This window comes from Sphingobacterium puteale, assembly GCF_003627955.1.
Classification (GTDB): Bacteria; Bacteroidota; Bacteroidia; order Sphingobacteriales; family Sphingobacteriaceae; genus Sphingobacterium; species Sphingobacterium puteale.
Genome location: NZ_RBWS01000006.1, coordinates 269,929 through 296,446, shown reverse-complemented (window position 1 = coordinate 296,446; position 26,518 = coordinate 269,929). Strand labels below are relative to the sequence as shown.

The 26,518-nt window shown below is 35.5% G+C and carries 23 protein-coding genes; 6 read left to right on the top strand and 17 right to left on the bottom strand.

What is annotated here, in order from left to right; all coding sequences use genetic code 11:
- Window positions 1-66: 66 nt before the first annotated feature.
- Genes D7322_RS08540 through D7322_RS08530 form a run of 3 tightly spaced genes read right to left on the bottom strand, consistent with a single transcriptional unit; the run spans window position 67 to window position 5,624 of the window.
- Window positions 67-3,924 (bottom strand): hypothetical protein, encoded by a 3,858-nt coding sequence (locus D7322_RS08540; protein WP_121123201.1) that lies wholly within the window; start codon window positions 3,922-3,924, stop codon window positions 67-69.
- A gap of 24 nt (window positions 3,925-3,948) precedes the next feature.
- Window positions 3,949-4,770 carry a hypothetical protein gene (locus D7322_RS08535; RefSeq protein ID WP_121123199.1) on the bottom strand — a complete coding sequence of 274 codons (822 nt, stop codon included), beginning with the start codon at window positions 4,768-4,770 and terminating at the stop codon, window positions 3,949-3,951.
- Between the two features lie 2 nt (window positions 4,771-4,772).
- On the bottom strand, window positions 4,773-5,624 hold the full coding sequence (locus tag D7322_RS08530; protein ID WP_220700044.1) for a DUF488 domain-containing protein: 852 nt from the start codon (window positions 5,622-5,624) through the stop codon (window positions 4,773-4,775).
- A gap of 199 nt (window positions 5,625-5,823) precedes the next feature.
- Between D7322_RS08530 and D7322_RS08525 the strand changes: the two genes are divergently transcribed.
- Window positions 5,824-6,783: a hypothetical protein gene (locus D7322_RS08525; protein ID WP_121123195.1), complete on the top strand. Its 960-nt coding sequence runs from the start codon at window positions 5,824-5,826 to the stop codon at window positions 6,781-6,783.
- Between the two features lie 90 nt (window positions 6,784-6,873).
- On the opposite strand, the gene D7322_RS08520 is transcribed toward D7322_RS08525, so the two are convergent.
- From D7322_RS08520 to D7322_RS08500, 5 genes are all read right to left on the bottom strand, one after another.
- Window positions 6,874-7,134 carry a hypothetical protein gene (locus D7322_RS08520; protein ID WP_183078648.1) on the bottom strand — a complete coding sequence of 87 codons (261 nt, stop codon included), beginning with the start codon at window positions 7,132-7,134 and terminating at the stop codon, window positions 6,874-6,876.
- Window positions 7,135-7,440: 306 nt separating this feature from the next.
- On the bottom strand, window positions 7,441-9,624 hold the full coding sequence (locus tag D7322_RS08515; protein ID WP_121123191.1) for a hypothetical protein: 2,184 nt from the start codon (window positions 9,622-9,624) through the stop codon (window positions 7,441-7,443).
- Window positions 9,625-9,657: 33 nt separating this feature from the next.
- Entirely contained in the window at window positions 9,658-11,649 is a 1,992-nt protein-coding gene (locus D7322_RS28750) for a cytidine/deoxycytidylate deaminase family protein (protein ID WP_220700043.1), read from the bottom strand.
- 29 nt (window positions 11,650-11,678) lie between these two features.
- The gene (locus tag D7322_RS08505) at window positions 11,679-12,305 is read right to left on the bottom strand and encodes a hypothetical protein (RefSeq protein ID WP_147430338.1); all 627 of its coding nucleotides are present in this window, start codon (window positions 12,303-12,305) and stop codon (window positions 11,679-11,681) included.
- Between the two features lie 251 nt (window positions 12,306-12,556).
- On the bottom strand, window positions 12,557-12,835 hold the full coding sequence (locus D7322_RS08500) for a YbjQ family protein (protein ID WP_121123187.1): 279 nt from the start codon (window positions 12,833-12,835) through the stop codon (window positions 12,557-12,559).
- A gap of 398 nt (window positions 12,836-13,233) precedes the next feature.
- On the opposite strand from D7322_RS08500, the gene D7322_RS08495 reads away from it, so the two are divergent.
- Window positions 13,234-13,932: a DUF1963 domain-containing protein gene (locus tag D7322_RS08495; RefSeq protein ID WP_121123185.1), complete on the top strand. Its 699-nt coding sequence runs from the start codon at window positions 13,234-13,236 to the stop codon at window positions 13,930-13,932.
- 96 nt (window positions 13,933-14,028) lie between these two features.
- On the opposite strand, the gene D7322_RS08490 is transcribed toward D7322_RS08495, so the two are convergent.
- From D7322_RS08490 to D7322_RS08455, 8 genes are all read right to left on the bottom strand, one after another.
- Window positions 14,029-14,478 carry a GNAT family N-acetyltransferase gene (locus tag D7322_RS08490; RefSeq protein WP_121123183.1) on the bottom strand — a complete coding sequence of 150 codons (450 nt, stop codon included), beginning with the start codon at window positions 14,476-14,478 and terminating at the stop codon, window positions 14,029-14,031.
- A 466-nt stretch (window positions 14,479-14,944) separates the two neighbouring features.
- Window positions 14,945-15,916 carry a DUF6985 domain-containing protein gene (locus tag D7322_RS28745; protein WP_220700042.1) on the bottom strand — a complete coding sequence of 324 codons (972 nt, stop codon included), beginning with the start codon at window positions 15,914-15,916 and terminating at the stop codon, window positions 14,945-14,947.
- A 685-nt stretch (window positions 15,917-16,601) separates the two neighbouring features.
- Window positions 16,602-16,745, bottom strand: coding sequence for a hypothetical protein (locus tag D7322_RS28430; RefSeq protein ID WP_183078647.1), 144 nt, complete (start codon window positions 16,743-16,745; stop codon window positions 16,602-16,604).
- Window positions 16,746-16,794: 49 nt separating this feature from the next.
- Complete coding sequence (locus tag D7322_RS08475; RefSeq protein WP_183078646.1) at window positions 16,795-17,553, bottom strand: SDR family NAD(P)-dependent oxidoreductase; 759 nt, start codon at window positions 17,551-17,553, stop codon at window positions 16,795-16,797.
- A gap of 182 nt (window positions 17,554-17,735) precedes the next feature.
- Complete coding sequence (locus D7322_RS08470) at window positions 17,736-18,047, bottom strand: OsmC family peroxiredoxin (protein ID WP_245971293.1); 312 nt, start codon at window positions 18,045-18,047, stop codon at window positions 17,736-17,738.
- Window positions 18,048-18,094: 47 nt separating this feature from the next.
- The gene (locus D7322_RS08465) at window positions 18,095-18,991 is read right to left on the bottom strand and encodes a helix-turn-helix domain-containing protein (protein WP_121123176.1); all 897 of its coding nucleotides are present in this window, start codon (window positions 18,989-18,991) and stop codon (window positions 18,095-18,097) included.
- A 65-nt stretch (window positions 18,992-19,056) separates the two neighbouring features.
- Entirely contained in the window at window positions 19,057-19,875 is an 819-nt protein-coding gene (locus D7322_RS08460; RefSeq protein WP_121123175.1) for an SDR family NAD(P)-dependent oxidoreductase, read from the bottom strand.
- A gap of 327 nt (window positions 19,876-20,202) precedes the next feature.
- The gene (locus D7322_RS08455) at window positions 20,203-20,616 is read right to left on the bottom strand and encodes a hypothetical protein (RefSeq protein ID WP_121123173.1); all 414 of its coding nucleotides are present in this window, start codon (window positions 20,614-20,616) and stop codon (window positions 20,203-20,205) included.
- Between the two features lie 637 nt (window positions 20,617-21,253).
- On the opposite strand from D7322_RS08455, the gene D7322_RS08445 reads away from it, so the two are divergent.
- The 4 genes from D7322_RS08445 to D7322_RS08430 all read left to right on the top strand — a co-directional run bounded on the left by D7322_RS08445 (window position 21,254) and on the right by D7322_RS08430 (window position 25,460).
- Window positions 21,254-21,661 (top strand): GNAT family N-acetyltransferase, encoded by a 408-nt coding sequence (locus tag D7322_RS08445; RefSeq protein ID WP_121123169.1) that lies wholly within the window; start codon window positions 21,254-21,256, stop codon window positions 21,659-21,661.
- A gap of 299 nt (window positions 21,662-21,960) precedes the next feature.
- Window positions 21,961-24,222, top strand: a complete 2,262-nt coding sequence (locus tag D7322_RS08440) for a WG repeat-containing protein (RefSeq protein WP_121123167.1) — start codon at window positions 21,961-21,963, stop codon at window positions 24,220-24,222.
- 123 nt (window positions 24,223-24,345) lie between these two features.
- A complete protein-coding gene (locus D7322_RS28915; RefSeq protein ID WP_245971292.1) occupies window positions 24,346-24,732 on the top strand; it encodes a fatty acid desaturase in 387 nt (128 codons plus the stop codon).
- A gap of 536 nt (window positions 24,733-25,268) precedes the next feature.
- Window positions 25,269-25,460, top strand: coding sequence for a cold-shock protein (locus tag D7322_RS08430; protein WP_121123165.1), 192 nt, complete (start codon window positions 25,269-25,271; stop codon window positions 25,458-25,460).
- A 157-nt stretch (window positions 25,461-25,617) separates the two neighbouring features.
- Here the strand turns inward: D7322_RS08430 and D7322_RS08425 are convergent, their stop codons facing one another.
- On the bottom strand, window positions 25,618-26,463 hold the full coding sequence (locus tag D7322_RS08425; protein WP_121123163.1) for an AraC family transcriptional regulator: 846 nt from the start codon (window positions 26,461-26,463) through the stop codon (window positions 25,618-25,620).
- Between the last annotated feature and the right edge of the window lie 55 nt (window positions 26,464-26,518).

Sequence of the window (26,518 nt, the reverse complement as noted above, 5' to 3'; positions counted from 1 at the left end):
AATTAAACAGTGTTGCCAAAGACGTTGGTTTACAATCATACTGTTACAATAGCAATTCCCAAGATTTTAGTACCAAACAATTTCATTCTGATCATCTAATCTGCTTCTTTCTATTTCAGTATTTAGGTACTGAACCATAGACTTAGCCCAAACTACAACTTTAGAGGAAGAGTGATTAAGTAGCTTAGAAATAAGTTCCTTCTGTTTTTCTAGATACGGAACTTGTGAACCTACAGAACCATAGCTACCAATATTGGCCGCCAGTTCATTCATGAAACCATCTAATTCGCCAAACTCATCAATCATCTTTAACGCTAAATGGTGCCATTTAGTAGCGTCTCCAAAAACAGTTACAGGCATCATATATGCTAATCTTTTTGCCGCTTTAGGCGAATTGTCTCTAGCCCATCCAATCAATTTGTCAACATTAGCATGGTCTAATACTCCAACCTCCCCATACTCACCATTTTTTGATCCCAACAAGTATTTCAAGGATATATATATTTCATCATCTAGTAATGCTGTTCCAATGACCGATAAGAATAAGTCAAAATCTGTAAGAATAACATGATTTATTATATCTTTCAAATAGTGATCCAACGAATAAATACCGTAATCTTTAGCCACCTCGACAATTTGTCGCAATAGCACTTCAATTAATTCAGTTTCTTGATTTTCTTTAAATAACCTATCGATAACTGACTTCCACGAATAATGGAAATTATGACTTGGTCTAGCTTTGAGAAAATTATTGTTTAGGATCAAGGTCATAAGAAAAGGTTTCAAAATTAGCCATGACTCCTCTCTCCTTCTTACATATTGTGCGCCTATATCAAATGAAACTGCCTCAGCATTAGGATAACTTGACAACGTACTGAGCACGTCTAATACTTCATTAAATTCTAATCCGTCAAATCCTCTCCCATTTAAAAGTTGATAAAACTGGGATGGTTCAATAGCTCCTCTATCTAAAAGTTGGAATAACTTATTTATTTCCGATATATCAGGGACTTGTACACTGGTTATATATACGGAATACCTTGATAACTCATTATCCTGGATTATAGAATCAGTAATAGCTTTCCGTTTCGACTGTTCCAAACTGGAGACATAACCTGCTAGAACAACAGCGTTTTGATCATCTAAAGGAAGTTCCTTTATTACTTTAAGCATTTCGTAAGCTAACTCAGCATCATTTAATAATTCTCCTAATCTATATCCAAAAACAAATCCTTTACGCTGTTCTCCTGATAATAAGTAAGGAAGTATACTTAGAATATCTTCTTTTTCATTTACAATTTTCTCTGCAAACTGTTTCGCATTGTCACCAACCCTGTCAATATATCTTCCGTCAAGTTTATAGTCAAAATCTAAATCCCATGGAGGCACACTTACATAATAGCTAACTTTATTTCGCAATGACTTGGGTTCTAGTAAAATTTGAATTCTTTCAACAAGATCGGCCTCTTCGTTATTTATCACCTCGTATTTTAATGCAGAACTAAGTTGATTAATTGCTTCTTCCCAATATGAGTCATCGAATATTACAATCTTCTCTATTGCATTTTTTAATAAATAGGCTAAGTTTTCCCTGATGAGACTCCTCGTAGCAGTTGCAATTGCCCCTTTAATAACCTCTCTTTCTTCTTCGTTAACGTTAGCGACATAAACTAAACGTTCTAAAAGATTCGCCCAATATTCTGCAATTTGAGGCCAACTTGGATCAAAATCTTTCAGAGGAACACTACTCCCCTGTTTTTCCGGACCAATATCTCTTCTGAACGAGTCTCCTTTTAATCCTTGTATCATCGCTAAGACAGCTAAATGTCTTATGCGTGGATCAGAATCTTCCAAGTGTAGATCAATAGCCTTGATCCGTTCTTTTAGATCAGCTTGGGTTCCTGGCAATACAATGTGAAAAAGATGAAGAAGCTGCCCAGTCGCATTATTACTAATATTTTCATTTTCGGCAGCTGCAAAGCGAAACATCAATGCAACGGATCTTTGAAAAAGTTCTTCTCTAAATACCAAGGCTTCCAATGCCCAAATCAGATTCCTTCTACCAGGACCGACCGTTTCTTTTAACTCGTTAATCTCTAAGGTTCCAAATTCTATTTCTAATGCTGTAAGGGTACTTTCGGGATTCACTGGTACAACAGAGCGGAAGAGTCGTGAACCCAAACCTGTATTAAGTACTTCCGCCTTTCCAAAAGGGCTGTTTGGTCCCCATAAGTCATTAACTACAATTTTTGCCTCACGCAGCTGGTCAAGCTCTGATAAACGATCTACCAATGGTACCGCTAACTGAAGTCTTTCCAATTCTGGGAACAGCTCCTTTAATTCTTCTGGATCGGCGTATTTCCACCAACTCATTGCTAGTTTAACTGCCAAGGGCGTAGGTTTTGCAGAAAGATAAGCTCCACGTCTCTCTAATACACGATTATTCTCAAAATATTCTGTTGCTTCTAAAAATTGATTCTTGCTACACGATCGGTCACATATTTTATTTATAATGAACTCCATCTGTTCTTTATAAAATGTCTTCTCATCAGTATTCAAAATGCCTGCTATCTGACTATTCGGTCTCCCAAAGGAGGAAAATATAGAACAGGCTTTCAGTATTTGAAATCTATCATCGCTACCGACTTGCCTACCAAAAGCTAATTTTTTTATAAGTTCTTCCCCTAATAGTTCGGAGAAATTTACTTCGTTGTACAATAAGTTCTTTGCGAACAAAACCGCCATGCCTGGATACCCCTCTGAGTATACAGCAATTTGGTCAATTTGCTCTCTTGTTAATGACTCCTTAAATTGATCATTTAGGATTTTTTTAACGACATCGTGGCTATTTCTATTACTTAAGAAAACATACTCTTCGACCATCGTCTTACTTTTATCAGACTCCTCTGAAACATTATAATCGACGGTGATAAGTTTAAGTAAACTTCCTTGCCTCTTTATTTCGTCTTTAAGCAATTTGTGATGATAATAATCACAGTTATCCACTACCAAAATACCTGCCATACTTTTTCCATAGGTACGTACAAAATTTACAATAGAATCTGCTTGATTTACTATATCAAAATAAACGGCTTCACTTAGCGCTCCTGATGCTTTAATCGCTTCATAAACAAGACGTGTCTTACCAAGCCCAGAATGCCCGATTATCCTTAATACCCCTCTATCTTGGGAAATTGTAATTTGTATCTGCTTAATATGCTGATCTAACTCTGAATTGCTATGGAATTTTATCTCATAAATTTCTGAATAATCCTTTAGCTCAGATAAGGTTTTTAATCCCTGTATTCTCTCTATCCCATTTTCGCTTTGAACAAAAATAACACTTTGAATAAAATCATTTGTCCAATTTGCTATATCATTTGCTTCTAATATGCGAACTTGATCAGGAGTGTATCTCGTACTATGAAGGTCATTATAATCATTCAGTGCTCGATGAGCTTCCTGTAACCTCCGTTGCTTTAAACTACTGTTGTAACCATGTCCTATAAAAAAAATATATTGTCCACCTTCGTCCAAAACCTCTTTAATTTTGTCCTTTAACTCGAGTTGGCGCGGAATGGCCGGTTTACCTAGCACACCTTCCGATGCCACCACTTCCCCTTGAGGGGGGGAGTCTATCCGAAAAAATTCTGAATATATGCTAGAAGGCGATAAATCAGTTGCCTTATTTTGAAATATAGAAAAGTTATTACATATATATTGAGACTCTCCTGTATTAGCACATTTCACCCTGCCATCATCTCCTCCATCAGCGACATTTATCTTTAAGGGGACAATAACATCAGTTATACCCGTAAATTTATACTTTCTTGCCTCATTGTTCAATAGAGATAATAACAACTTTGATAGAGCTAAATCGCCAAGAAGTTCAATTTCTTGATATGTAATTTGGTTAATTTTCATAAAATAGGTTTAATAGAATATTCATCAAAACAAACTTAACTGACTTTGAAACTTAGGATGAAACGTACCGATAATCATAAAGGGATTTTTGGATTTGTAATGAAATAACTGTGTAGTACCTAAAAACAAATACAAATCTTTTGTCATAGCAAAATCTTCGAAATATTTCTTCCTTACATCTTCAACCGCCTTTGCTTCATTCCCTTCGTGTCGCCTAAGACAATTCCAATAAAGTTGCCCAATTTCCCAATCTTCAATCATCATCTTACTGCGTGTACCTTGATTATCCTCTAACACGTAAGAAAACTTATATGGAAGCTTATTTACCACCTCAAAAGGATCTTCGGGTTGTTTGAACAAGTTCATTTGCTTACGCTCTTTCTCAAGAGCTGCAATCTTTTTAGTATCCCATTCTCTTTCAACTTCTTCGACAGTAAAATCTAGAATGCTTGAAGCTTTGAATACAGCTAGAGATGTGCAAATATCTTTATTATGGGCATCGGCAATCAATTCGGTCAAGTTGTAATAAACATTGCCTAATGCGTACTTTTTACGCTCTTCCCAACTATTTACCGTATTAATATGACCTAAAATGTCGAATTCAGTATCGTGTGAGTGTGGACGATAGCTTTCTGGTCGAAAATCCGACGTATTTTTGTCTAAATCTATCTCTACCCAGTCGTATTTCTTGTATTGCTGGTCGTATGCTTTTTTCCGAAAAGGCACGGGATAAATTCTAATCCAAGTACCATCTTCAAGGAAGCCAGCAGTACAGACAAGTTCGTCATATTTTCCTGAAATTGTTGGATAGGTTTTCACTGTAATAAGGACCTTTTTCTTGGCCATGTTTAGATATGCTTCAGTTTATAATTGAATTCTGGTAATGCACATATCGCTTCGGCTAGATGTTTACGATGACATTGGCAAATGTCCTTTTCAAAACAGGTTAAAGCAATACGTTTATTTTCAATTAATAAACTTAATATTTTTTGTTGACTTTCCAAATTCTCCGTCAACTCTTTTTGTTTATAGTGTACAAAAAGTTTGTCATAGTCGGCTTGCGTATGTAGCTCTTGTCGTAAATCGGACTGGATTCCTACTTCTGGAACATGTATGTATTCGATTCCTAAGCTGTTACAGTAAGTGGTCAATTGTTTCTTGCTAAATCCAAATTTCATACTTAGCGGATTTCGACGCACATCGACCAATACATGCACATCGTTCTTAACCAAACGATTTAAATATTCTTCGAGTGAGATACCTTCGTAGCCTATGGTAAAGAGGACAGTATCCCCTGCTGCAGGTCTAGAATCTTGGACTTTGGCAAGTTGATCATTTGTCAAAAGTGTCTCAGCGACAATACTATTTATAGCATAATATGGGTAATTAGTATAGGTATGCTTCATCAAAGCATTATTATCCATATGCCCATATATATTATTGATGTAAAGCAATATCTTTCTGTCACCCTCTTTAAGAGTTTTGATATAATCGGATTTATCTTGTTTTACGTAGGAAAATTCGGTCTCCTGCAATTGTTGCTTTGTGACCATAGTTTTAATATCAGCACCTGCCGAGAATGAGTAACACCCATACTTGTAAGGAATAAAATGGTAGTCAGGTTTAGCTTGCTTTTCGGTAAACAAAAAAAGTAGCTTTTGAAGCTTGATTTTCTCTAATCGCCCACCGAATGATTGCATAATCGCCAATATAACTTTTCTCCTGTAAAACATTTTGCAAAGATAAGGAATTTGAATGCATAATTTTGGAATTGCTGGAAAGAAAGGGTTTTACCAGTAACTTATGTTATTACACTTTTACTACACCGAGTTAAAAAAGTAAAATTTCTTTTTCTAAACCTTAAAAAATCCTTTAACTTGGGAACGAAAATCGTCAAATATGTATTCAAAGGATTACCTCTCTAACTTAGTTTTCGGCACAAAAGAATTTGTAAAAATACAGGAGGAATTAGTTCATAAAATTGTAAGTAATCGAGAAACGTCTTTAGCCGAGGAGTTTTTTGCCTGTGACAATTTAAGGGTAAGTTCTTATAGGGAGAGGAATCCATATCCAGTCATGGATGTTGATGGATGCGCTAACAGCAACTTTGTCTATATTTATCTTACACATTATAAAGATATCAATTGTTATAATAAAATATATCGGCTCGGTGTGCCCGTGTCTGTTGAAGAATGTGCAGCGAATCGATTATTCCTGCAAAAGGAGAGTATTTCATGGTTAAGTTTTATAGAATCGCAAAACAGTGATAAAACTATCATTTATCTAAGGCAAGAAGTAAAGCATCAAATTAAGAATGTAAAAAAATACTGTGCAAATGCTCAGATTGGACATTTTCACAAGGAGTTTATTATAAAGAACATAATATTACACAGTAAATTCATTTATTTAAGAGTAAAGGAGTTCTTTCAAGAGCTTGGCAGTGACTCTCTCTTCTTTGAGCTCTTCGGTAATACAATTTTAATTGATAGTTATTTCTATATCCATATATTATTCAGACATTACGCCGCTTCTATCAAGGAACATCAACAAGAAAAGTCTTATCACATCGAAAACTTTGACTATAGATGTATGCCTGTAATTATGAAAAATATTATTCTAATGTATGGAGCATATGTCTATCCGCAGCATTTCAATCAGAGAGAAATAGCATTTACTTTAAATAAAACATTTTACTCACTATGGTTTAAGGGAAGTAGCATTAAGGTTAATGGTGTTGATACACCATGCTTAAGGTTACAGACTTTTTATCCAGTAGATTCCATCAAAGAGAAAACAAGATTATCAAGTTATGCTGAGGTGTATGCCGATGACGGCATTGGATTTCTTTTAGAACAATAGAACCATTTGATGAACCTATATATTTTAAGCAACTGATTTGAGCAATCAAATAGCGAAATAGCATTTCCAGTCTATCTTTTGAAAGTTAGTCTATGCCATAATCCTCAATCGTAGCTTTAAACACAAACGGTTCAAATTTCCCAAGGCCCGATTAGCGATAAATTCACCTGTATTTTTATTGATACATTCTACCGATTTTTGAAATTTGGCAAATACCTGCGTATAAATGATCTTTACATGGTTTTCTACGGCACTCTTGTCCCTGAGCTTTCCAGCGCGTGCAGGGATGATAACAGTAGCGTAATGATTGGCCAGGTCTTCCATACAGCGGTTGATTCTCACACAGTTCACGCTGCAGTCTCGGTTATCTATGACACTAAAAAATGGAAATGATAAAAGCAAGGTAAAACCTTGCTTTTAAAATAATGTAAGCTGCCCCGGATAGGACCTACAATGCTGACTTACGTTCTCTAGACGGCCGTACCGTATTCTAGTATAAGCTCTCACAAAAATTGGCCTAAGGGCACAACATGTTGTACAATTTTTCATCGTATTAAATATTAAAGTTTTAGATAAACCTTAATCCTCCAATACCAATACGAATAATGTACATTGCTAAAATAATTATTTTTTTTTATTTGTTCAAATTTCGAAGAATTAATTTAAACTCAATGCTTTTTTGTAAGTATCAATCAAATGAAGCACAGACATATCTAGAAGAGGTTCATACATAAACGAATTGACATGGATATTTTCTGGTGTCATTAAATTTACTCTGCCAATTATCTCATGATTCGTGCTATTTGGATGCTCTTTTTTATATTCTTTTGTTAACTCTCTTGTTTGATTATATTCTAAACTATTTAAATCCAAATTAGGTAATTTAGTAATCATATATTGTTCGGCTTTGAGTCTAGAAGCAATTGCTAAGATAATTTTATTCTCCAAAATTATTCCATCAATATTTTGTTCTGATAGTATTTCGTCGGCGGTTTTAAAAATGAATTCATGAATACTCATGGTTAGATCTATTTCGATATCCGTTTCATTTAATTTACTAAATCTATTCTTGTAGACTTCAAATATACGACCAACTGAAACTGTATTAAAATTTTCCTTCACGTGCAGGCACGAAGTCAATATATTATAATCTTCACAATGATTGGAATCGGTGTAATCTATAATATTTCTTACAAATGATATTAAACTAATGAAAACTTTTGGATTTTTTACCGTTCTGAGATAACTTTTAAAAATATCATCTCTATAAAGCCCATCTTTCAACAAAATATTTCTTTGATCATCTTTAAAAGCTATAAAAGATTTCCTGTTTAGGCCCAGACGTGACGATATAGTTCTATAAAAGTCAAAATTATGCGTTAGAATTAGGATCTTAAATTTATCAGACAGGTGTAGTTCGTTGATGTATTCAATGATAGCATATTTATTTTTATAATCAAAAGAGTCAGCGACATCATCAAAAACAAGAAGTTGGTCCACTTGACTACTTTTTTTAGATTCGATCTCGAATAAAAATTGCAGAATAAAATAAGCTCGTCTTTCACCTCGACTTAAAACCTCTAAAAGTTCCCCTTTTTCTTTTTTTACAGACGACAATTCAGAATTATCAAAATAATGGAATTCTAAATTGGCTTTTTGCTTCTTTAAAATAATATCATCTTGATTTGTTAACATGACTTTAAATGGAACAAAGAAACGAGCGTTAAATGTATCTATAATATGCTTCCAAAGAGCTGATTCCGTTTTAGCCTCATTGATAATCTTTTCTAATTCTTCTTTTTTTGACAGATACAGATGAGCTAACGCTTCTGTATCTGCTTTTAATTCACACAAGAAACTAATCCATACTTTCTGCTTAAAGCCCTCATAGTCTTTTAATTCTATTAGCAACAAATTATCTTTTTCTATAACATTCTTAAACTCTTTTAATGGAGCATTATTTGACAAAGCTTTATCCACTCGGTTAAAGCTATCTTTCAATAGATTATCATTAACTATATTGTCAATTTCATGTTGTACAATTGTTCTAAGATGTGCCGAGTCCTTCACTTCTGTTCCATCCTCAAGCACAAATTTATGTCCCGCATTGAAAAAAGAATCGTCTTCTATAGACTTTAATATTTCATTCGCTTGAATAGTTCCAAATGACTTTTCTCCAATGTCTTTGAAAAACCTCGATTCGGATAGCAGTTTTTTATAGCCAGACATATAATTTTCCACTTCATCTCTATTTTTAAAAAGAAAATCTTTTACTTTATCTGCTTTATCAAACACGCTATTGTATTTAAATTCATACTTTTCATATTTATCGCTTAGTAACTTAGAAGCACGTACTATAACATCGAAAAAAGAATCATGGCTGCTTTCTGAAAATGTTTCCAAAACCTCACCCTCACAGTCATTACTTCTAGAAACTCCCTTCAATCTTTTAATAAATTCCTTTTTACTAACATCGAGATCCTTATAAATTGCATCGTGTCGTGTTTTTAGTTCTTTACTTGCAATAAATGAACTTAACTTTTCACTCCCATCCACGGTATCATTTTCAGCATTGATGACCAAAATACTTTCTGGAAGAATAGGTTGATCATCGTTCAAAACATTGTATTTAGAAACTCTATCTTTATACACCCTATCGCAAGGAATACTTGCAGAATCGTTTTTTGCAAGACCATCAAAAGTTTTTGCGAAAGATGTTTTCATAGTTCCATTAGGAGCATAAATTAAAAAGGTATTTGATTTGTTTCTTGAAAATTCAAAGTCGAATTTAAACTTGCCAATTCCGTAGCAATTTTCAAGTTCTACTGAAAGTCTGTCCATTTAATAATAACTTTAGTTAGATTAATTTTTTAGTTAATGATCATTTCTATTTAGGCTCTTGGTGATTAAGTCCACAATAATTTCCAAAGAATTGTCTTCATTCAGAATTTCTTTGACTTTGTTTTTCACCGAGTCATCTGTCACTTTTGATAGTAGAACGTCAGCTACCTTTTTTGCTTTTAATTGTTCTGGTACCTTGGGTGAAATTCCAGTCAATAAGAGTAACTCATCCTTATAAGCCATAAAAGGATCATATAATTTCTGATATGTTCTACCGACAGCGCCATAAAATTGTCTTAGGATAGGATTATTTTCTTTATCAATGCCATTTTGGAGGATGTGTTGTGTAGCGATTCCAGGATAAGGGTCTATATAGTAAATATATTTAACACCTAATTGAAAAGCTTTTTTTGAACAAAGTTCACAAGGGCTAGCTGTTGTAAACAAATTTCCTCCGAGAAGTGGCTCTCCCCCATACTTTACAATTTGCATCATCGCATTTTCTTCAGCATGTAACGACCTAGTATGGACTTGGTTTTTTTCGAATTCATAGGTGTTTTGGTGACTTTTAAAGCAAAAGCTACAATTCCTCCCTTCTAAGCTTTCTTTATGAAAGTTGGAAAAATCACTCTTTACGAGTTCCTTGAATTTGAGACTGCTATTTTTATTGATAGTTACGGTACCTGTCCTTTCATATAAACTAAAGTGATTGGGATTATTTACTTCGTCATTTATCAGATCTTGTATATTTCTAAGATTACATGGAAGTTGCTTTTCCGGCACATCATTCCACCCTATAGCTTTTACTGAAAAATTTCTATCTGTAACAACTGCACCTACTTGTCTAGAGATACATCCAGAATTTAGCTTGGAATTGAAGGCTATTTGCATACATCTTTCTACAGATGATGGAGTAATTATACCTGGTTGTTGAATCAGAGCTAGTAATTTGATAATTTGCCTCGCTATAGGAAATATTTCATTATCTAATGATAAGTGAAACTCACTTTTTTGAATACAATTTTCAATGTCTGGATATCCAAATTCACCTCGTGTGAAAGAACTACCTGAATACTCGCTTTCATCTAACTTTAATATTTCTTTGAAATGTACATCATCCTTAGCCAGTTTAGTCTTCTGCGATAAAGAATCAAGACGATTTTCCTCATTTTTATTTGTAGATAGAATGTAAAAAGCAGAGTATTTCTCTTTAAAATACATAAGCTCTAACGAATTCTTCAAAGAATCTATAACTATTTTAGTCTTACCTTTATGGGAATTATTTCGTTTCCATATTTTAATAATCGAATTTATCGTTTCGGCAACGGTATAAATATTTTTAGTATCAATATTAGTGGTGCCCTGGTTTCTCACTATGCCGTAACACCTTAAATTATTACCTAGATCATGTAAAAGTCGAGATCTTTTCGTAGCATTCAAGTGAAATAGAATATTGAAAAATTGATCCGAAAAAGGTTTGAATAACTTAAAATACAGGTCGTAAAGTATTTTACCTCTTTCAGTTTTTAAATAGGCATTCAAACTCAAATCTAAATCTATTTTCAATAAATGGTCAAACCATCTAGTGTCGTCCTTTAAAAATTGGTTTAGTGAACTGTAATCGTCATTTATGTCAAATCGATTTGTAAAAATATCTCCAAATTTTCCTGTTTTACCGTTCTGACCAATTATATTAATGATCTCTTTTATTACAACATCAATGGAAGCATTTGGTCCAATTTTGATTAAAGATTCATGAAGTAAATGTAATAATACAACGGATTTGTATTCTATAATTTCATAGGCAAGAAAATTTCCCGGAAACTTCAAATAGTCGTAACATATTTTACTTTTTATATCTTCTGGACTATCCATATTCAACTTCCATTCGGCAATATCAATCTTATCTACAAAGTTTTTGTCAGATAGAGTCTTAGCTATTTCCGAGCAGCCAGAGCCAATTCTGCCGGTTAGTCCAATAACTGTAAAATTCTTTCTTAGAGAATATAAAGTATCTAATTTCATTATTTAGGTTATAACTTACAATTGTGCATTTATAGCGATTTCCATATTTCTTGAAGCCCTTTAGCCTCACCAGCCAAAAGTATAATCAGTGGTAGATCTTTATCATCCTTAATGTACAATTTTGAATTTTTAACATCCAAAATAGCCATTTTAACCTCTTCCTCTACCCCATCAACATTTCTAAGTTCCGATTCCATAAGTGTAAGAATCTGAGCTGTCCTGTCTTTAGAAAGCTTATCACTTTTAAAATATAGCTTTATAACATAAAATTCACCATTAAATTCTAGCCCGAGTTCAGGGTTAATTCTAACATCCAAATCCCCTATTACCCAATGTTTGAAAGGAGGATCAAAATAATTGATATTTTTCCTTCCCCAAAACTTCCTATATCCGTCAAGGGCTAGTTTATAATTTTCTAGCTTTTTTTTATCTTTGAGATTGTCGATAATTCTAGTGAGATCTGCTTTTTTTCCATTCGTTTTATGAATATCGGTTATCCCTTCACGTAATGCTTTATAAAAGTCATGTGCAGGATTATAAACAATATCCCTTTCCTTTAATTGTCTCACTTTAGTTAGCTTCGAGCTCCCGGCTTTACTAACATAATCCACAAAATCTGTTAATGACAATTCAATCAAATTCTTCTTTTTCCCCATATTCATTAGTATTTTCATTTATACTTAATAGTATAGCTATCTTTTGTTATTTTTCTAATAGGTCCTGTAGCAATAAATTCAGCTGGAACTTTATTGAAAGATTCTACCGACTTATAATTTTCTAGGATAATATCTGCTCGGACCTTTTGCTGAATCAATTCGCCATCCAATAGATCGTCCTGCTTCTCCATCGGAACTCGAGCAACCTCCTAAAGATGTGCTGGTGTACCCACAGCAGTAATCATAAACCTCTAGCTCCCCTTTCCTGAGATTTCGTCGATATCTACACTAAGCCCTATAATAGCATCAGCACGAATTGCCTGAGCACCTTGCTTGAGCGTTTCGGTAATACGCTTGTACATTTCCTGCATCTTCTTCTCATAGCTGGTAGAGCGACCTCCAAAGAAATCGACATAGCTCGCTCCTATATCGCTAAAGATATTGGTGCCGATGACAACATTGGCAGCTATTGGATCATTATATCGTGAAATCTCCCTCCCTTCGATGGAATTGGTCGTGGTTACTATCATGGCATTATTCTTTTCAATCGGGCAAGGTTAATACCCAAGCCGAATATAATTATTTATTTTGAATTAATATGTTTGTGAATATTAACTTTCAAGATTATTACAAATTCTAAGGCTAAGGTATTGGTTTGAAAGAATGGCTGGTTACGGGAAACCGTAGTCTCTTCACAAATATGTTCATACGTATAAAACTCGCAAGATTGGACACATTCCACTATCCCGGTCTATCAAGGATAGAAGCTGACTGAAAACGTTTATACGTACCATTGCATTGGTGGCGCATTGTCTAATCGTTTTGGACGGTAGTGGAAATACATATATAAGGATGGACTGGCGAAACTTTTAGTATATTAGTTTCGCTAATACAGTTATTACCTGCAATTGCCCAAACGCGATTCACAATGAATGAAGTAGAAAAAATAAAGCAACAGATTGTAAGAAAAGCTATAGAATTTAAAACAGGAGGTTTTAGGCCAACAAATTCTATTTCTGAAAGTTGGATAGGAAAAGTTTACTTATACAAAGAAGATGAAGAAATTCCGAAAGACAAAAATGGAAATCTAATGTTTCCTCTGTTCCAACTTTGCTTAGAAGATATTGAAATTAGACCTGATATTTTAGCTGATACAATGGTGATTACTGTTTTTATAGCAGAAGAGCTTCCAATGGATATAACTGCCAACGGAAATGAATGGCTATTGCGAGAATATAAAAAATCAGACAAATTAATAATTAAAGAATTGAACAATCCTGATTCAGGACTAAAACCATTTCCCCTAAAACCTTCAAAAATAGAAGAAGATTATCCTGTGTGGGATGGAGGTGGTTTAACAAGTGAAATGGAACATGAAATATTAAAACTTGAAAGTTCGGGAATAATTGAAGGTTATTATGATATAGCTGAAAATCAATATGGACACAAACTTGGAGGCTACCCAAGCTTTTGTCAACCAGGCGTTTATTTCGGCAAAGACTTTGAATTTGTATTTCAAATTGCATCCGACGACAAAGCAAATTTGAATATAGTTGATAGCGGAACGATGTATTTTGCTAAAAATGCGAAAACAGAAGAATGGAATTTTTACTGTGACTTTTATTAACAAAAACAGCAGAGCTCAAAACAACTGTAATAGCCACTACTTGATCTGAGGATCAAAACTTCAAACAAAATATTCCTTCCCGACATTTCCAATTGCCTAAGCCTCCTGCCTAATATTTTCCCAAGTGCTTTTTGTCATTTCAAACTTAACCTCTTTACTGCCGTACATTCCGTTTCTCTCCCAACCTGATTTCAGATAAAACCCTTCTGCTCTTGAATTAGGAGCTGTGCCCAGCCATACAAATTGCTTTCCTGTAGAAAAATACCAGTCAAGCATCATTTGATGGAGCTTGCGGCCTATTCCTTGTCCTTCAAATTCCGGTGTTAAGAAAAGTGCCCAGATATTATCTTCTTTTAAATCTGCAATCGCAAAACCTACAATTTGGTCAGCTATCTCACAAACCCAGCCCTTTCCCCGCTCAAATAAAAATTCTTCGCAGTCTTTATCACTTACCAGTGCTGGATCAGAAAGCGTATTTTCTTTGACAGAATTTCTAACGATCTGGATCTGTTTAATATCTTCAATTTTTGCTTCTCTAAATTTCATGGTTATAAAAGGCTAATAATTCAATTTTTAAATATTTTGACCGTGCCAATATAATTATATTCAGCAAATGGATAGTTAATATTCACAAAATATTATCAAAGAAAAATTAATACCACAAGGATTTGATCCAATATATATTTGAAGAAACAACTTTCTCAATATAATCGAATAAAAATATTATGACCAATAAATCCCCAAACCTTAAAGATGGAAAAAGTTTGTAATTTTTCAGCGCTTTAACGGAAGGTGGATTACATTCCTTAAATAGCGCTATTGGTTAGCTGCTGATCCAAATTATCACTCCGCTACCCGACAATCGAACCCAGCTCATACTGATAGTTATCTACCTCCGATCTGGGCATCAGGAAAACGTATAGGTCCAAGACCGACCCTCGGCAGCAGTTTCCAAAAGGGTGAATGTTTGTCATTATGATTAATAATATGCATAGTTAAATATAATTCTTTTCTAGCCTATAATATGTCCGTCCTGCGCACTTACACGAACGAGCTTCCCCTGTTTATTGTACACCAGCTGCAGCCCATGTTCCTGCTCCCAATCGCAATCGCAAAGCAGTTGCAGATATACACCTTTATCATCATACGGCTCGCGGCTTACATATAGCCCGGTACATTTTACAAACTGCCACACCTCTTCAGGCTGCTTCATCTTCCACATCGCATCATCAGCATCATCGTAACCAATGGCGTCCAAAAAATCCATGCAATTTTGGTACACATATGCCGATACCGTAAGGCGGTGGCTGTTATCCTGTGCCAAGAAGTTACGTAACAGTTCATCCGCTTCCTCGATAAAAGAATGGTCTTCATTTGGATTAAAATCCGTAAACGAAACCGGCATTTTTTCATTGTTGAAGAAGGGAATGTCGACCTCATCTATGGCCGTCCACCAATCATCATACTCCGTATTAGTTAATCTGCCGACAACGGCGGACTGTATCTCGGTTTGGGTGATGGGAGACGGTTTGGTGACAATTGGCACCTTGTTGGCCAGTGATTCAAAAATAGTACGTTTTGTTGCTTCATCACGCTCGATAAAATTATTGAGCTGCTGTGACAGTTCCTTGATATTAGTGATCCGGGTTATTCCTTTTGCGGATATCCTAATAGTAAAATCTCCTATAGCAGCATCATATTGCATAGAGACATATTGATAATCATAAGTGGGCAATTCAAAATATGTATAGGCGTTTATGGTATAATACGCCATACAATATCGGAAATCATCTGTTTGATAAGTTTCGTTATCGGGACTGCAATTTAGGGAAGGGTGGTACTTACGTATGATAAGCAAAATGTTATGGTCCGCGCTTACGGTAGCCAGCGGGTATCGCTTTAAAAACCCATTCAATGTTTTGTTTAACCTGTTACGGCTAGTTTGCAGCAACTCTCCCGGTTTTTCAAGTTCCCATCCAGTCATTATTTATTATATATTAATAATACTACCCCAAAGTTACTAAAAAATAAAATTCTTCGCTATTGGCTGGCAAAAGAAAAGCCCTGCATGACACATCAGCTATTCACCGTAAATGCCTTTTCATCCCCCCGCTAAGCAGACGGATCAATTCCTTTTCGGTATGGTCGGTACAAAAAGGCATAAGGGCTGTACATTTGATATTCAATACTACAAACTTAACCAAAAAAATATAATTATATAAAATACAGTTGATTAACATCATTTATTAATATAGAATTGACAGTGGTATAAAGGGATGTAGATGCTATTTAAGGACGAAAATCATCCAGATGAGGATGCGCTATAAAATCAAAAAAAATTGTAATTATACTTTTTCAGAAAGAATGGGTTGTGGCGGCAAAAAGTATTCCAAAACACCTTTTTTTACCCCATCTGTGTCCCTATAAATTTTAAAAATAGCCTTAAATACATCATAAAGACACTTTTTGAAATTATGGCCTAACTTAGAGAATTCGAAAAAGGGCCGAAAATCTGTGTCCCTGTATTTTCAAATAGCTGCGCTACGTGTTGATTTTCACTTTATCTTGGTGATTATAAAACATGATTATTTAAACATAGCACAAAAAGCCGATGAACGCGGAGATATTGAACCGGACAACACAGCGGGCAGCTTACAGCGGCAAGCCCGTTATGTTGCCCTGCGTTCATCAAAGGATATATTGGGGATATGCTTATAAGACGCCGAGTTTTTGATCGGGAAAGCCATAGACAATTTCATCAGCAGCAATTTTTGAAACAATTGCGCTATTAACTGTGGTTTGTTTCCTCCCATTTACATAACCGTCTTTATCAATGATTTTTGCAAACTGTGCATTAGCTAATTATATTCTATATCCACCAGAAACTTCTATCCGTTGCGCATTAATCCATTTGGAATCATCGGAGCAAAGGAATGCTACCACACTTCCAATATCATCCGGCAATCCTACCCTTCCCAGAGCTGCTTCGGAAGCTAAGTATTTATTTACGTCTGACATATCACGGACAACACCGCCATCAAAATCAGTTTCAATTGCACCTGGAGCAAGTGCATTGACTCTTATTTTTCTACTTCCCAGTTCCAAAGCCTGATATCTTGATAGTGCATCTATTGCAGCTTTTATAGCGCCATATGCAGAGTATCCTGGAGATGAGAATCTGGCCAAACCCGAAGAAATATTCACGATACTGCTTCCGTCATTTAATAGGGGTAGTAGTTTCTGCGTTAAGAAATATGGGCCTTTGAAATGGATATTTGTCATGAGATCGACTTTTTCTTCCGTCATCGTTTCAAAGCTCTGGTTGATCCCTATGCCTGCGTTGTTTACGAGTGCATCCAGTTTTGCGCAAGAAAATTGTGTATCCAAGATGTTTTTCACTTCTGCTGTGAATTGATCGAAACCTGCCGTTGTTGAGATATCAAGAGACAATGCAAATGCTTTTTGTCCGATACTTTCAATTTCCGTTACTACCTCATCGGCAAATTCTTTTTTGGTTTGATATGTAAGGATAATATCAAACCCTTTTTTTGCCAGTTGCAAAACGGAATCCTTACCCAGTCCACGGCTTGCGCCTGTTACTAATGCTATCTTACTTGCCATTTTTATTGTTTTATTTGTTTTTATAAAGTTTAAAATAGGATGTTTACACTATGCAAAAGATCAATAACTTTCTGGTTATTTAGGCTATTAAATGTGCTTTCGAACTTATTGGTATATTCAATACTTTAGAAATTAAGCAATTTTTTTTAGCATCTTTTGTTATGGTTTCGAATTCATCTGCACTAACCGGGCACTGCCCCAGAGATTGAAAGATGAATTCCTGCTATTGCAAGACCTTCCATGGTCAATGTAGCTTCGGTATCCAATGATGTTGGATTTAGTCCTTTTTCTGTTAATGCAAAACTAACCGCCATAGTAAAACATGCAGAATGTGCTGCTGCCAATAATTCTTCAGGATTTGTTCCTTTTTGATGTTCTTCAAGACGGGTTTTGAAACTGTAATTTGTCTTGTTTAGAATTTCACTTTGGGTAGTCAACTCCCCCCTACCTTCTTTTATAGTACCAGACCAATGTGCTTTTGCTGTACGTTCCATACGTTATGATGTTGTATTTATAGGTCAATTATTGGCAACTGCCATTGTTAGTTTAAGAAGCGTCCTCTGAATTGATTAGGGGTGACACCTACTTCTTTCTTAAAGAGACGGGAAAAATAAGTGGTGTTTTCAAAACCTAACAGGTACGAAATTTCAGAGATATTGAGTTCACCTTCACTCAGTAAATTTTTGGCTTCGGCGATTAAAAACAGATGGATGAGCTCCAGGGCTGTCTTACCTGTTTCTTCTTTAAGTAAATCGGTTAAATAACGGGGTGATATATGCAACTTTTCTGCCATCTGCGCTACCGAGGGTAATCCAATGTCCTTTGTTTTTCTGCTTTCAAAATTTGCAACAAGCAGCGCATTAAACTTCGTTACCGTTGATCCTGTTAATTGCTTTCGGTTGATAAACTGTCTTTTATAAAACCGTTGTGCATATTTTAACATTGAATCAAGATGACTGATAATGATAGACTTACTTAGCTCGTCCGTATTGTTATTGTACTCTTTTTCGATATTGAAATACAAATTCCAGATGATATTTTCTTCCGCAGGTGAAAGGTGTAAAGCTTCGTTGACTTCATAATCGAAATAACTGTATTTTTTTATTTCGTTGTAAAGTGCTGTTCCGGCTAAAAAATCTTCGTGAATAATAATTAAAAAGCCTTTTTCCTCTAGCATTATGTTTTGGAATGCTACTTTCTGCTGTGGCTTTATGAACGACATGGAACCTAAGTCGTGGTCATATTTGGTTTTACCATACGACATACTCCCCGATTTCAATTTTTTGAATCCGATGATGTAAAATCCGGAAGAAAATTCAAGTTTATTATTCCCTTTACACATATCTTGCTCACCATAGACCACACTAAAAAGCGGGTTTTCAGGCGGCTTAATACCGAAAGCCTCGTGCAGGTCGCTAATTTTGGTAAAATGTTCCATATTTTTTTAAACGATATTAAAAGTAGATTCTGGAAAAGTCAGATCCCGCTCATTTTAAATTTCTGTTAACCGTGTGCTGCTACAGAGACATCCTGCCAAGATTCCCAGGTTTTAAGACGTTCGTCGTAAGTGTGTTGTGTCCAGGTGAATGCATTTTTACCTAACAGTAGTCTTAATGGTGGATTTTCGGCATCGACTAAACTCAGGATAGCTGTAGCCGTGGCATTTGGATTACCAGAATCTTGGTCTGCTGCGTGGTCATAAAAATCTTTTCTTATGGTATCGTAAGCAGAAACTGTTGAGCTGATCGCAAGAGAATTGTTTCCGAAGAAATCTGTAGCGAATCCGCCCGGTTCTACGATGGTTACTTTAATGCCAAAACCGCTTACTTCGCTTGCCAATGTTTCCGTAAGCCCTTCAACTGCAAATTTAGTGGCGCTATAAAGTCCCATTAATGGTACTGTATTTAGTCCCAAAGCACTTGAAAGCTGAATGATCTGACCTGAATTTTGCGTACGCATAATTGGTAAAACCGCCTGAATCATCCATAATGAGCCCAATACATTGGTTTCGAATTGCGCTCTAACATCGTCTTCGATAAGTTCTTCTACAGCTCCAACGTGTCCAAAACCTGCGTTATTTATGAGTACATCGATACTTCCAAAATGTTTTTTTGCGGTTTCAATTGCTTCAAAACTTCCAATTCTGTCTGTAACATCAAGTTTAAGAACCAAAAGATTTGATGAAAATTCTTGTTCCAGTTCTGCTAAGGTCTCAGGATTACGAACAGCCGCAACGACATTGTCGCCACGTCTTAAAAATGCTTCCGCCCAAATTCTTCCGAACCCACGGGATGCGCCTGTTATAAAAATTGTCTTTGCCATTATATTATTTCTAAATATTTGATATGGACAAATTTCTGCAAATTTTTACCTGTAATTATGATACAAAAGTAGGCAATAATGAAACGTTTTTACCTACTTTTACTAACGATCAAATTCAATTTGTAGTTGCCGGTATAGCTATGTGATTAAAATACTCTTGGATGAACGCGTTATTTTGAACATTAACATCATCCCATTTTACCAGTACCTATTATTCCTATTTTCATACGCTATTTACTACTTTGGTCTCCTATTTTATTCTAAACACAAACACAGCTCTTAGAATCGGAAATGGTCTAAATGCAAAATCTACATTTATTTTCTAGATTATATATACAATGCACGATTGATGCGAAGTAGATACTCTGGATCTAGATCTTTAGAAATTCCACCCAATCGTTCCGTAATAGCCAGGATAGCTAAATCTCTTCGTTTTGGTAAGCGCTCCTTTTTTGCTGTATCAATCAAGGATCGTATTTCCTTTTGAGTTAGGTCTGTACAGTATACCGGAGATCCAGGCTGCTGCCTCCAGGAATTAGATAGAACGCCAGCATCAAATGCATCAAATGTCGCAAATTCATTCATAAATAAATATGTTGAACGATCTGAGAAAAGACTATCCTCTCCCATTTCCACGATTTCCTTATACTCTGGTACTTTATAAAACAAAAGACCGATTAATGTATCAAAAATAAAAATATCAATTTCTTCTAACGGCTTCATCTGCAGTTTCAAATTCATGTGCTATCAAGGTGCAAAATAGCTATGTAAATTATAGTTATTGGGTTATATATTTTGTCTATTTAAATCCTCTTTTGTAAATTCAACAGTCTTATTATTGAAACAAAACCGATGTGCAAATTATCGCTAATTATTTTTTTTACTATCTGTTGCATAAGTAGTAGCTTTGCCCAATCCACTACCCACTCTTCAAATAGTGAAATACATAACACTTTCTCGTATGCGTATATACGTGTAGAAGGAAAATTCTTATCGAAAAAACTAAAGGTGAAAGTGGACTTGGGTGACTCAGATGAACAGATCGCAGAAGGTGAAAAGCTTTCCGAAATATTAACCAATAAATAGTCGTATGCCTCCATATTGAACCATATGTCTAAAATTGGCTATGAATTAGTAAGTACATTCGATCTAACTGATAACTATAACGGTTCCGGCGGAACTTCTGGAATTATTTATATTATGAAAAAAGCTGAGGAGAATTGACGATCACTCTTGAAATGCATTTTAGCAAACTTATTATTGCCGCAATTATAACTATCGCAGCTGGGCTATATATGTTGTTACTGGTTGTGTGTAGGACTAGCCATCTTGGGATTGATATTTACTCAATATATTGACAAAAACTGCAGAATAATATATGAACATACAACTTAGTCTAAATAGAGATTTGAACGCAAATGACATTCTGCAGTTATATCAATCTAATAAATGGAGTGCTGCCGATAAACCAGAACTATTGATAAAAGCACTCTTAAATTCGCATTCTTTGGTTACGGCCTGGGACGGCACAACATTAGTAGGCCTAGGGAACGCCATTTCCGATGGGTATCTCGTGGTTTATTACCCTCATCTACTAGTGCTACCCTCCTATCAAGGGAAAGGGATTGGTCGTTTGATTATGGATAAAATGCAAGAGATTTATAAGGGTTTTCATATGCAGATGCTCACCGCCGACGGAAAGGCTATTGACTTTTATAAAAAGAACGGCTTTGAACGAGCTGGTCAGACGGAGCCGATGTGGATCTATTGTGGTGGTGATCATTAAATTTGAGGCCGGAGGGAAATATTTAAAAATTTCGCTGTATTCAGGGATGTTTTTGTAAACAGGATAAGCGTAGTTTTGGCAGACGACGTTCTTTATGGCATACAAAAAATTGCTGGGCCTTTTACACTGTTAATTTGTTGCTAATCTGAGTAAACGTGCACGATCGAGATTTTATGCTTTGGACGTGAACGATGATGTTACAGTTTTTATGGACAGTAAATCTCATCTAAATCCATTGGTATCGAACATGCAGGAGCTGAAATTTCCTTTAAAAATAATTTAATAGACGAATAAAAACGATGATCAACAAACTTTTATTATTATTCCTCATACTTTCCACTGCCGGTTCAGCAAGAGCCCAGCCTCCTATTATCTTTGATGCTATCGGCTTTGGTGATTATCGTACTCCTTTTGTAAAAGTGCAAAAAGAAGGTAAAATTTATTTCTGTCATCCAGTTACTGGATTGTTGGTTGATGATGTCAAAGATCATTCAGGTGATTTGCTTTCTGTAGTGAAAGACGGAGCATACGCAGTGATCCACAAAAATGGAAAATTACTAAGCAACTTTGATTACGATGAGGTGACTTTACCCAAACATTATGACGGGCAATGGTATCCGGGAATCCATTACAATTACCAGTTTGCACAAACGAAAAAAAAGGGAATGTATGGGCTTATCGATCTAGAAGGAAAAGTAATTTCCAAACCACGTTTCCAGGCTCTGGAGATCATCAATAAAGATATCATTGGTTTTAAAGAAAACAATAAATGGGGATGGCTGCGTGCAGCAGATGGTGAAATTATCCAGCCCCCTATCTATGATGAAGTGGGCAAGAATTATCTGTTTGAGGATATGCTTCAAATTCATCTTAATGGAAAACAAGGAATAGCAAATATAAGCGGTAAAGTAGTTGTCTCTCCAACATATGAAGACTTGAGCAGCATCTTACTTAAAACCAAAAAGTATACAGCATTTTTTCAAAATAAGGCCTATGGTCTGATTGATTCGCAGGGGACTGTAGTACTTCCTGCAGTTTACAAATCATTAATTCCGGTGAGAGGTAGTGACTTTCTTAAGATTGAAAAACAGGGGTTGCAGGGGCTGATTGATGCTGCCGGAAAAGAAGTCACCCCTCCATTGTATGATAGAATAAATGATTTTGTAAGAGGTCATGCTATTGTAGAAAAGGCGGGAAGAATGGGGCTAATTGATGAAAGCGGCAAATTGTTATTGTCTCCCCACTATGACGAGATCCAGTTCAAAAACTCAGCGGGACAGACAGTTTTTTATGGTGACCGTGTATCACTCATGCCTGCTGTTGCAAATGCTTCAAAAGAATATCTTGAAAGGATAGCCGCCGAAGCCAAACTGGATGCGATGCCCTATTATCTGCATGTAAAAGACAAGGGTAAAGTAGGAATTTTCGATTGGGAAAACGCAAAACCTATTTTTCCTACAAATTTTACGGAAATTGCCATCGTAAACCAGCATGGAGAAACTTATTTTTATGCTGTAAATGGGAATCTCTATGGAATTTACGATAAACTGGGTAAAGAAATATTACCGCCAGAATATCGCCTACAGTCTGATATCTATATCAATCGAAGCTACACCTATGGCGATCTTAACGACAGTCCTTTTATCTTCCCTGTTTATGATGATAAACGACTGGGGATCTACAACAGTCTAAAGAAACAGTTTATTGTTCCAGTAGGCGATGTAGAAATCACGTGGTTAAATGCACGAATTTTTGAGATTAGGAGGAAAGTGGATGGAAAGAGCTATACCAAAGAATCGGCAGTATACAATAGTGATGGACAAGTGTTAATACCCTATACTCAAGATATTTATCTCCTAAAGATGCTCAGCGATAAGCTCCTACTGGCAGAACAAGGATCCCAATATGTCATTTTTAATATGAAAGGTGAAAAAGTGTTTGAACGTCCAGAATGGAACAGAAATGGCTACTACAGCAGTTTTAATATACCGGAAAATAGAAAAGAGGATGCCAAACCTTTTCAAAGCGAACTTTTCAAGATCAATATTAAGGGAGAAAATCTATTTATTGATGAGAATGGAAAGCAGGTTCGCTTTAATGACTTTGCCTATGTTGGTGAATTTTATGACAACCTAGCGTGGGTAGTGAGTAAAAAAGGAGATGAAATGCTTTATGGATTGATTGATACGAAAGGAAATGTGGTTGTTAATCCTCGATTTGACCGTCTGGAAGCGATTAATGACCATCCGGATCTCATGCTGATAAAAGAGAAAGAAAAGTATGGTGTGCTGAATCGTCAAGGCAAAATTATACTTGAGCCTATATATGATATGATCGATAACTTTTCACCTGAGCTAATGGAGATCACGTTAAAAGGCAAATCTGGCCTTGCAGATAATGATGGAAAGATAATTTTAGAGCCTAGGTATGATAATTTAAGAAGAAATTATGAAGGTGAAAACCGTACATGGCCAATTCTGGCTAAAAAAGGCAATGTGTTTTCATTTATTAATAAAGGAGCAGACAGACCGATGGTAGTGGGAAAATCGAAAATTAACTAAGAAAATGCAAAATGTCTACTAATACTTTCCGTTATTTTTCTATATTGTTTTCTAGCCGATGTCAATCATCAACCGATATCAAAAAACCTGACCGAAAGCGACTATAATCGGGGCAGATTACTCATGCAACATACTGGGGTACCTGGTAATTCCTACGATCAATACAGAATATGGGGATCATATGTAACGCCTCTGTACGCAGTATTGTCATGGTTGCTGAACTGGTCATTCTGGTATCTTGCATTTTACCTTATCGGAGGAAATGCGTTGGCCTACAGCCTCTTTGGTGCCGCAGGGTTTTGGGCGATAGGTGTGCGGACCTTTAACTATGAAGGGCACGCTAAGGGGAAAGACAAACAACGTGAAGGAATAGATTTCAGTATAAATGATAAATCTATCAATCAGCTCTGGCCCGGAATTGTAGCTGGAGAATGGCACAACAATCACCACCTTTTTCCCAAAAGCGCGCGTAGCGGTTTCAGGCCTCATCAGGTTGACCTTGCATGGTAATATATCAAACTGATGCATAAAATGGGCGCAATGACTGACTATAGGGACGACAAGAAACGTTTTTATGAACAATATCATAATCCGTACCTCATATCAAAAAGAGAGGCAGATAATATTTCTTAGCCTTTGATCTAAATTCTTTAATAAAAGAAAACTAGATTTTTCGTTTTATCCCGGCACTACCTTACTCCAACCAAGCCCTTTTGTAATGAAGAACTACGCTATAATTATTAAACATTTTGTTTTTCAATAATTTATACTTACATTCGTACAATAATCAGGCTTCTGCCATTGCTTCTTCTGAAACTTTTGAGTTTACTCTTTCTTCTCAGTCTTCGCCGTTTCAGCCGCTATTTTTGTCATCAACATATAAGGTAAAGTTCCTTTTTTCAAATTGATATTTTCAATACGATAAAAATACCAACTTCATTTTTTGTTTACAGATTGATTTAATTGCCTTAATGATATAAGTATCACTATAGCAATGGCACATGCCAAAGAAGTTTTAATAAATACATAATTTTATAATATACACAATGCAACAAGGAACAGTAAAATTCTTTAATGACACCAAAGGTTTTGGTTTTATTACACCATCAAATGGAGGTCAAGATGTTTTCGTACATTCATCAGGTTTAATCAATGATATACGCGAAAACGACACTGTAACATTCGATTTAGAGAACGGTAAAAAGGGCATTAACGCAGTTAATGTGCGCGTAGCATAATTAAGTAGGAAGCCTCAAAACTTTCTTTAAGTTAAGTTCAACAGATAGCATTTATGTTATCTGTTTTTTTTTGATTCTGACCTCTCCCCCAAAAAACCGGAGTATTTAAAAGTATAGGTTCGGGAAGAGCTCAATTTTAACGTCGGTAAGAAGAAGATTACTTTTTGGAGTTTCTGAGCGATGATGGGTTAATATTGCGGTATTTCTTAAATGATTTGTTCATGTGACTGGCATCAGTAAATCCAGTCTTTTCCGCAATTTCCGAAATGCTAAGCGTGCTTTTCTGCAGTAGCACAGATGCCCGCTCTAATCTTGTTTCCAAAACTAAATTTTTGAATCCTTTACCCGTCTGGGTTCTCAGATATTCACCTATATAATTGACCGATATATTGAATTCTTCAGCAATTTCGGCCAAGGTCAACTTACTTTCATTATTGATATTTAATCGAATAAAAGCAAGTATATTATTAATCTTTTCACTTTCTTTTTTGCCTACCTTACTATCCTGTAACTCGACCGAGAGGTGTCTTAAAGCTATAATAATAATAGCACCAAAAAGCTCCAGCATCAATTCCCTGGAATAAATGCCCGGAGACCGAAATTCATCTAAAAGCATATCGGACAAATAGAAGATCCGCGATGAATCTGCTTCATTTTTGATTATACTACCGATTATCATATTTGAACGGAAAAGAAATCCATGATTGCTATCTATCCATGCCGATTTTGTCCAAACCTGCTTTTCAGAAAAAACTTGTTCCGTGAATTTTATATATAATAAAACCGTAACGTCATCAATTTCAAATCTATGGTGATCCTCCGGAGTGAGTAAAAAAATATCCCCTTTTCCGTACGGAAACCTCGTGTCATTTATCACATGATATCCACTGCCCTGTTTGACCATAATCAATTCGCAAAAATTATGGGTATGGGTATTATACGGCCATTCATGAAGTGTCAATTCAAATACATTCAGGGAATGATTACTGAATATTCTTTTCATCGTCCTTTTTTTATACAAATGTATCCTTTTTTTTGACAATTAAAATAAAGCTAAA

Bases quoted from the DNA above. Each gene is read 5' to 3' on its own strand.
- D7322_RS08530 (WP_220700044.1), bottom strand. From the start codon at position 5,624: ATGCAATCATTCGGTGGGCGATTAGAGAAAATCAAGCTTCAAAAGCTA.
- D7322_RS08440 (WP_121123167.1), top strand. From the start codon at position 21,961: ATGATCAACAAACTTTTATTATTATTCCTCATACTTTCCACTGCCGGT.
- D7322_RS08445 (WP_121123169.1), top strand. From the start codon at position 21,254: ATGAACATACAACTTAGTCTAAATAGAGATTTGAACGCAAATGACATT.
- D7322_RS28430 (WP_183078647.1), bottom strand. From the start codon at position 16,745: ATGGGAGGAAACAAACCACAGTTAATAGCGCAATTGTTTCAAAAATTG.
- D7322_RS08490 (WP_121123183.1), bottom strand. From the start codon at position 14,478: ATGAAATTTAGAGAAGCAAAAATTGAAGATATTAAACAGATCCAGATC.
- D7322_RS08535 (WP_121123199.1), bottom strand. From the start codon at position 4,770: ATGGCCAAGAAAAAGGTCCTTATTACAGTGAAAACCTATCCAACAATT.
- D7322_RS08515 (WP_121123191.1), bottom strand. From the start codon at position 9,624: ATGGACAGACTTTCAGTAGAACTTGAAAATTGCTACGGAATTGGCAAG.
- D7322_RS08495 (WP_121123185.1), top strand. From the start codon at position 13,234: ATGAATGAAGTAGAAAAAATAAAGCAACAGATTGTAAGAAAAGCTATA.
- D7322_RS08425 (WP_121123163.1), bottom strand. From the start codon at position 26,463: ATGAAAAGAATATTCAGTAATCATTCCCTGAATGTATTTGAATTGACA.
- D7322_RS08465 (WP_121123176.1), bottom strand. From the start codon at position 18,991: ATGGAACATTTTACCAAAATTAGCGACCTGCACGAGGCTTTCGGTATT.
- D7322_RS28750 (WP_220700043.1), bottom strand. From the start codon at position 11,649: ATGAAATTAGATACTTTATATTCTCTAAGAAAGAATTTTACAGTTATT.
- D7322_RS08500 (WP_121123187.1), bottom strand. From the start codon at position 12,835: ATGATAGTAACCACGACCAATTCCATCGAAGGGAGGGAGATTTCACGA.
- D7322_RS08460 (WP_121123175.1), bottom strand. From the start codon at position 19,875: ATGGCAAAGACAATTTTTATAACAGGCGCATCCCGTGGGTTCGGAAGA.
- D7322_RS28745 (WP_220700042.1), bottom strand. From the start codon at position 15,916: ATGACTGGATGGGAACTTGAAAAACCGGGAGAGTTGCTGCAAACTAGC.
- D7322_RS08430 (WP_121123165.1), top strand. From the start codon at position 25,269: ATGCAACAAGGAACAGTAAAATTCTTTAATGACACCAAAGGTTTTGGT.
- D7322_RS08505 (WP_147430338.1), bottom strand. From the start codon at position 12,305: ATGGGGAAAAAGAAGAATTTGATTGAATTGTCATTAACAGATTTTGTG.
- D7322_RS08475 (WP_183078646.1), bottom strand. From the start codon at position 17,553: ATGGCAAGTAAGATAGCATTAGTAACAGGCGCAAGCCGTGGACTGGGT.
- D7322_RS08525 (WP_121123195.1), top strand. From the start codon at position 5,824: ATGTATTCAAAGGATTACCTCTCTAACTTAGTTTTCGGCACAAAAGAA.
- D7322_RS08455 (WP_121123173.1), bottom strand. From the start codon at position 20,616: ATGAATTTGAAACTGCAGATGAAGCCGTTAGAAGAAATTGATATTTTT.
- D7322_RS08540 (WP_121123201.1), bottom strand. From the start codon at position 3,924: ATGAAAATTAACCAAATTACATATCAAGAAATTGAACTTCTTGGCGAT.
- D7322_RS08470 (WP_245971293.1), bottom strand. From the start codon at position 18,047: ATGGAACGTACAGCAAAAGCACATTGGTCTGGTACTATAAAAGAAGGT.
- D7322_RS28915 (WP_245971292.1), top strand. From the start codon at position 24,346: ATGCAACATACTGGGGTACCTGGTAATTCCTACGATCAATACAGAATA.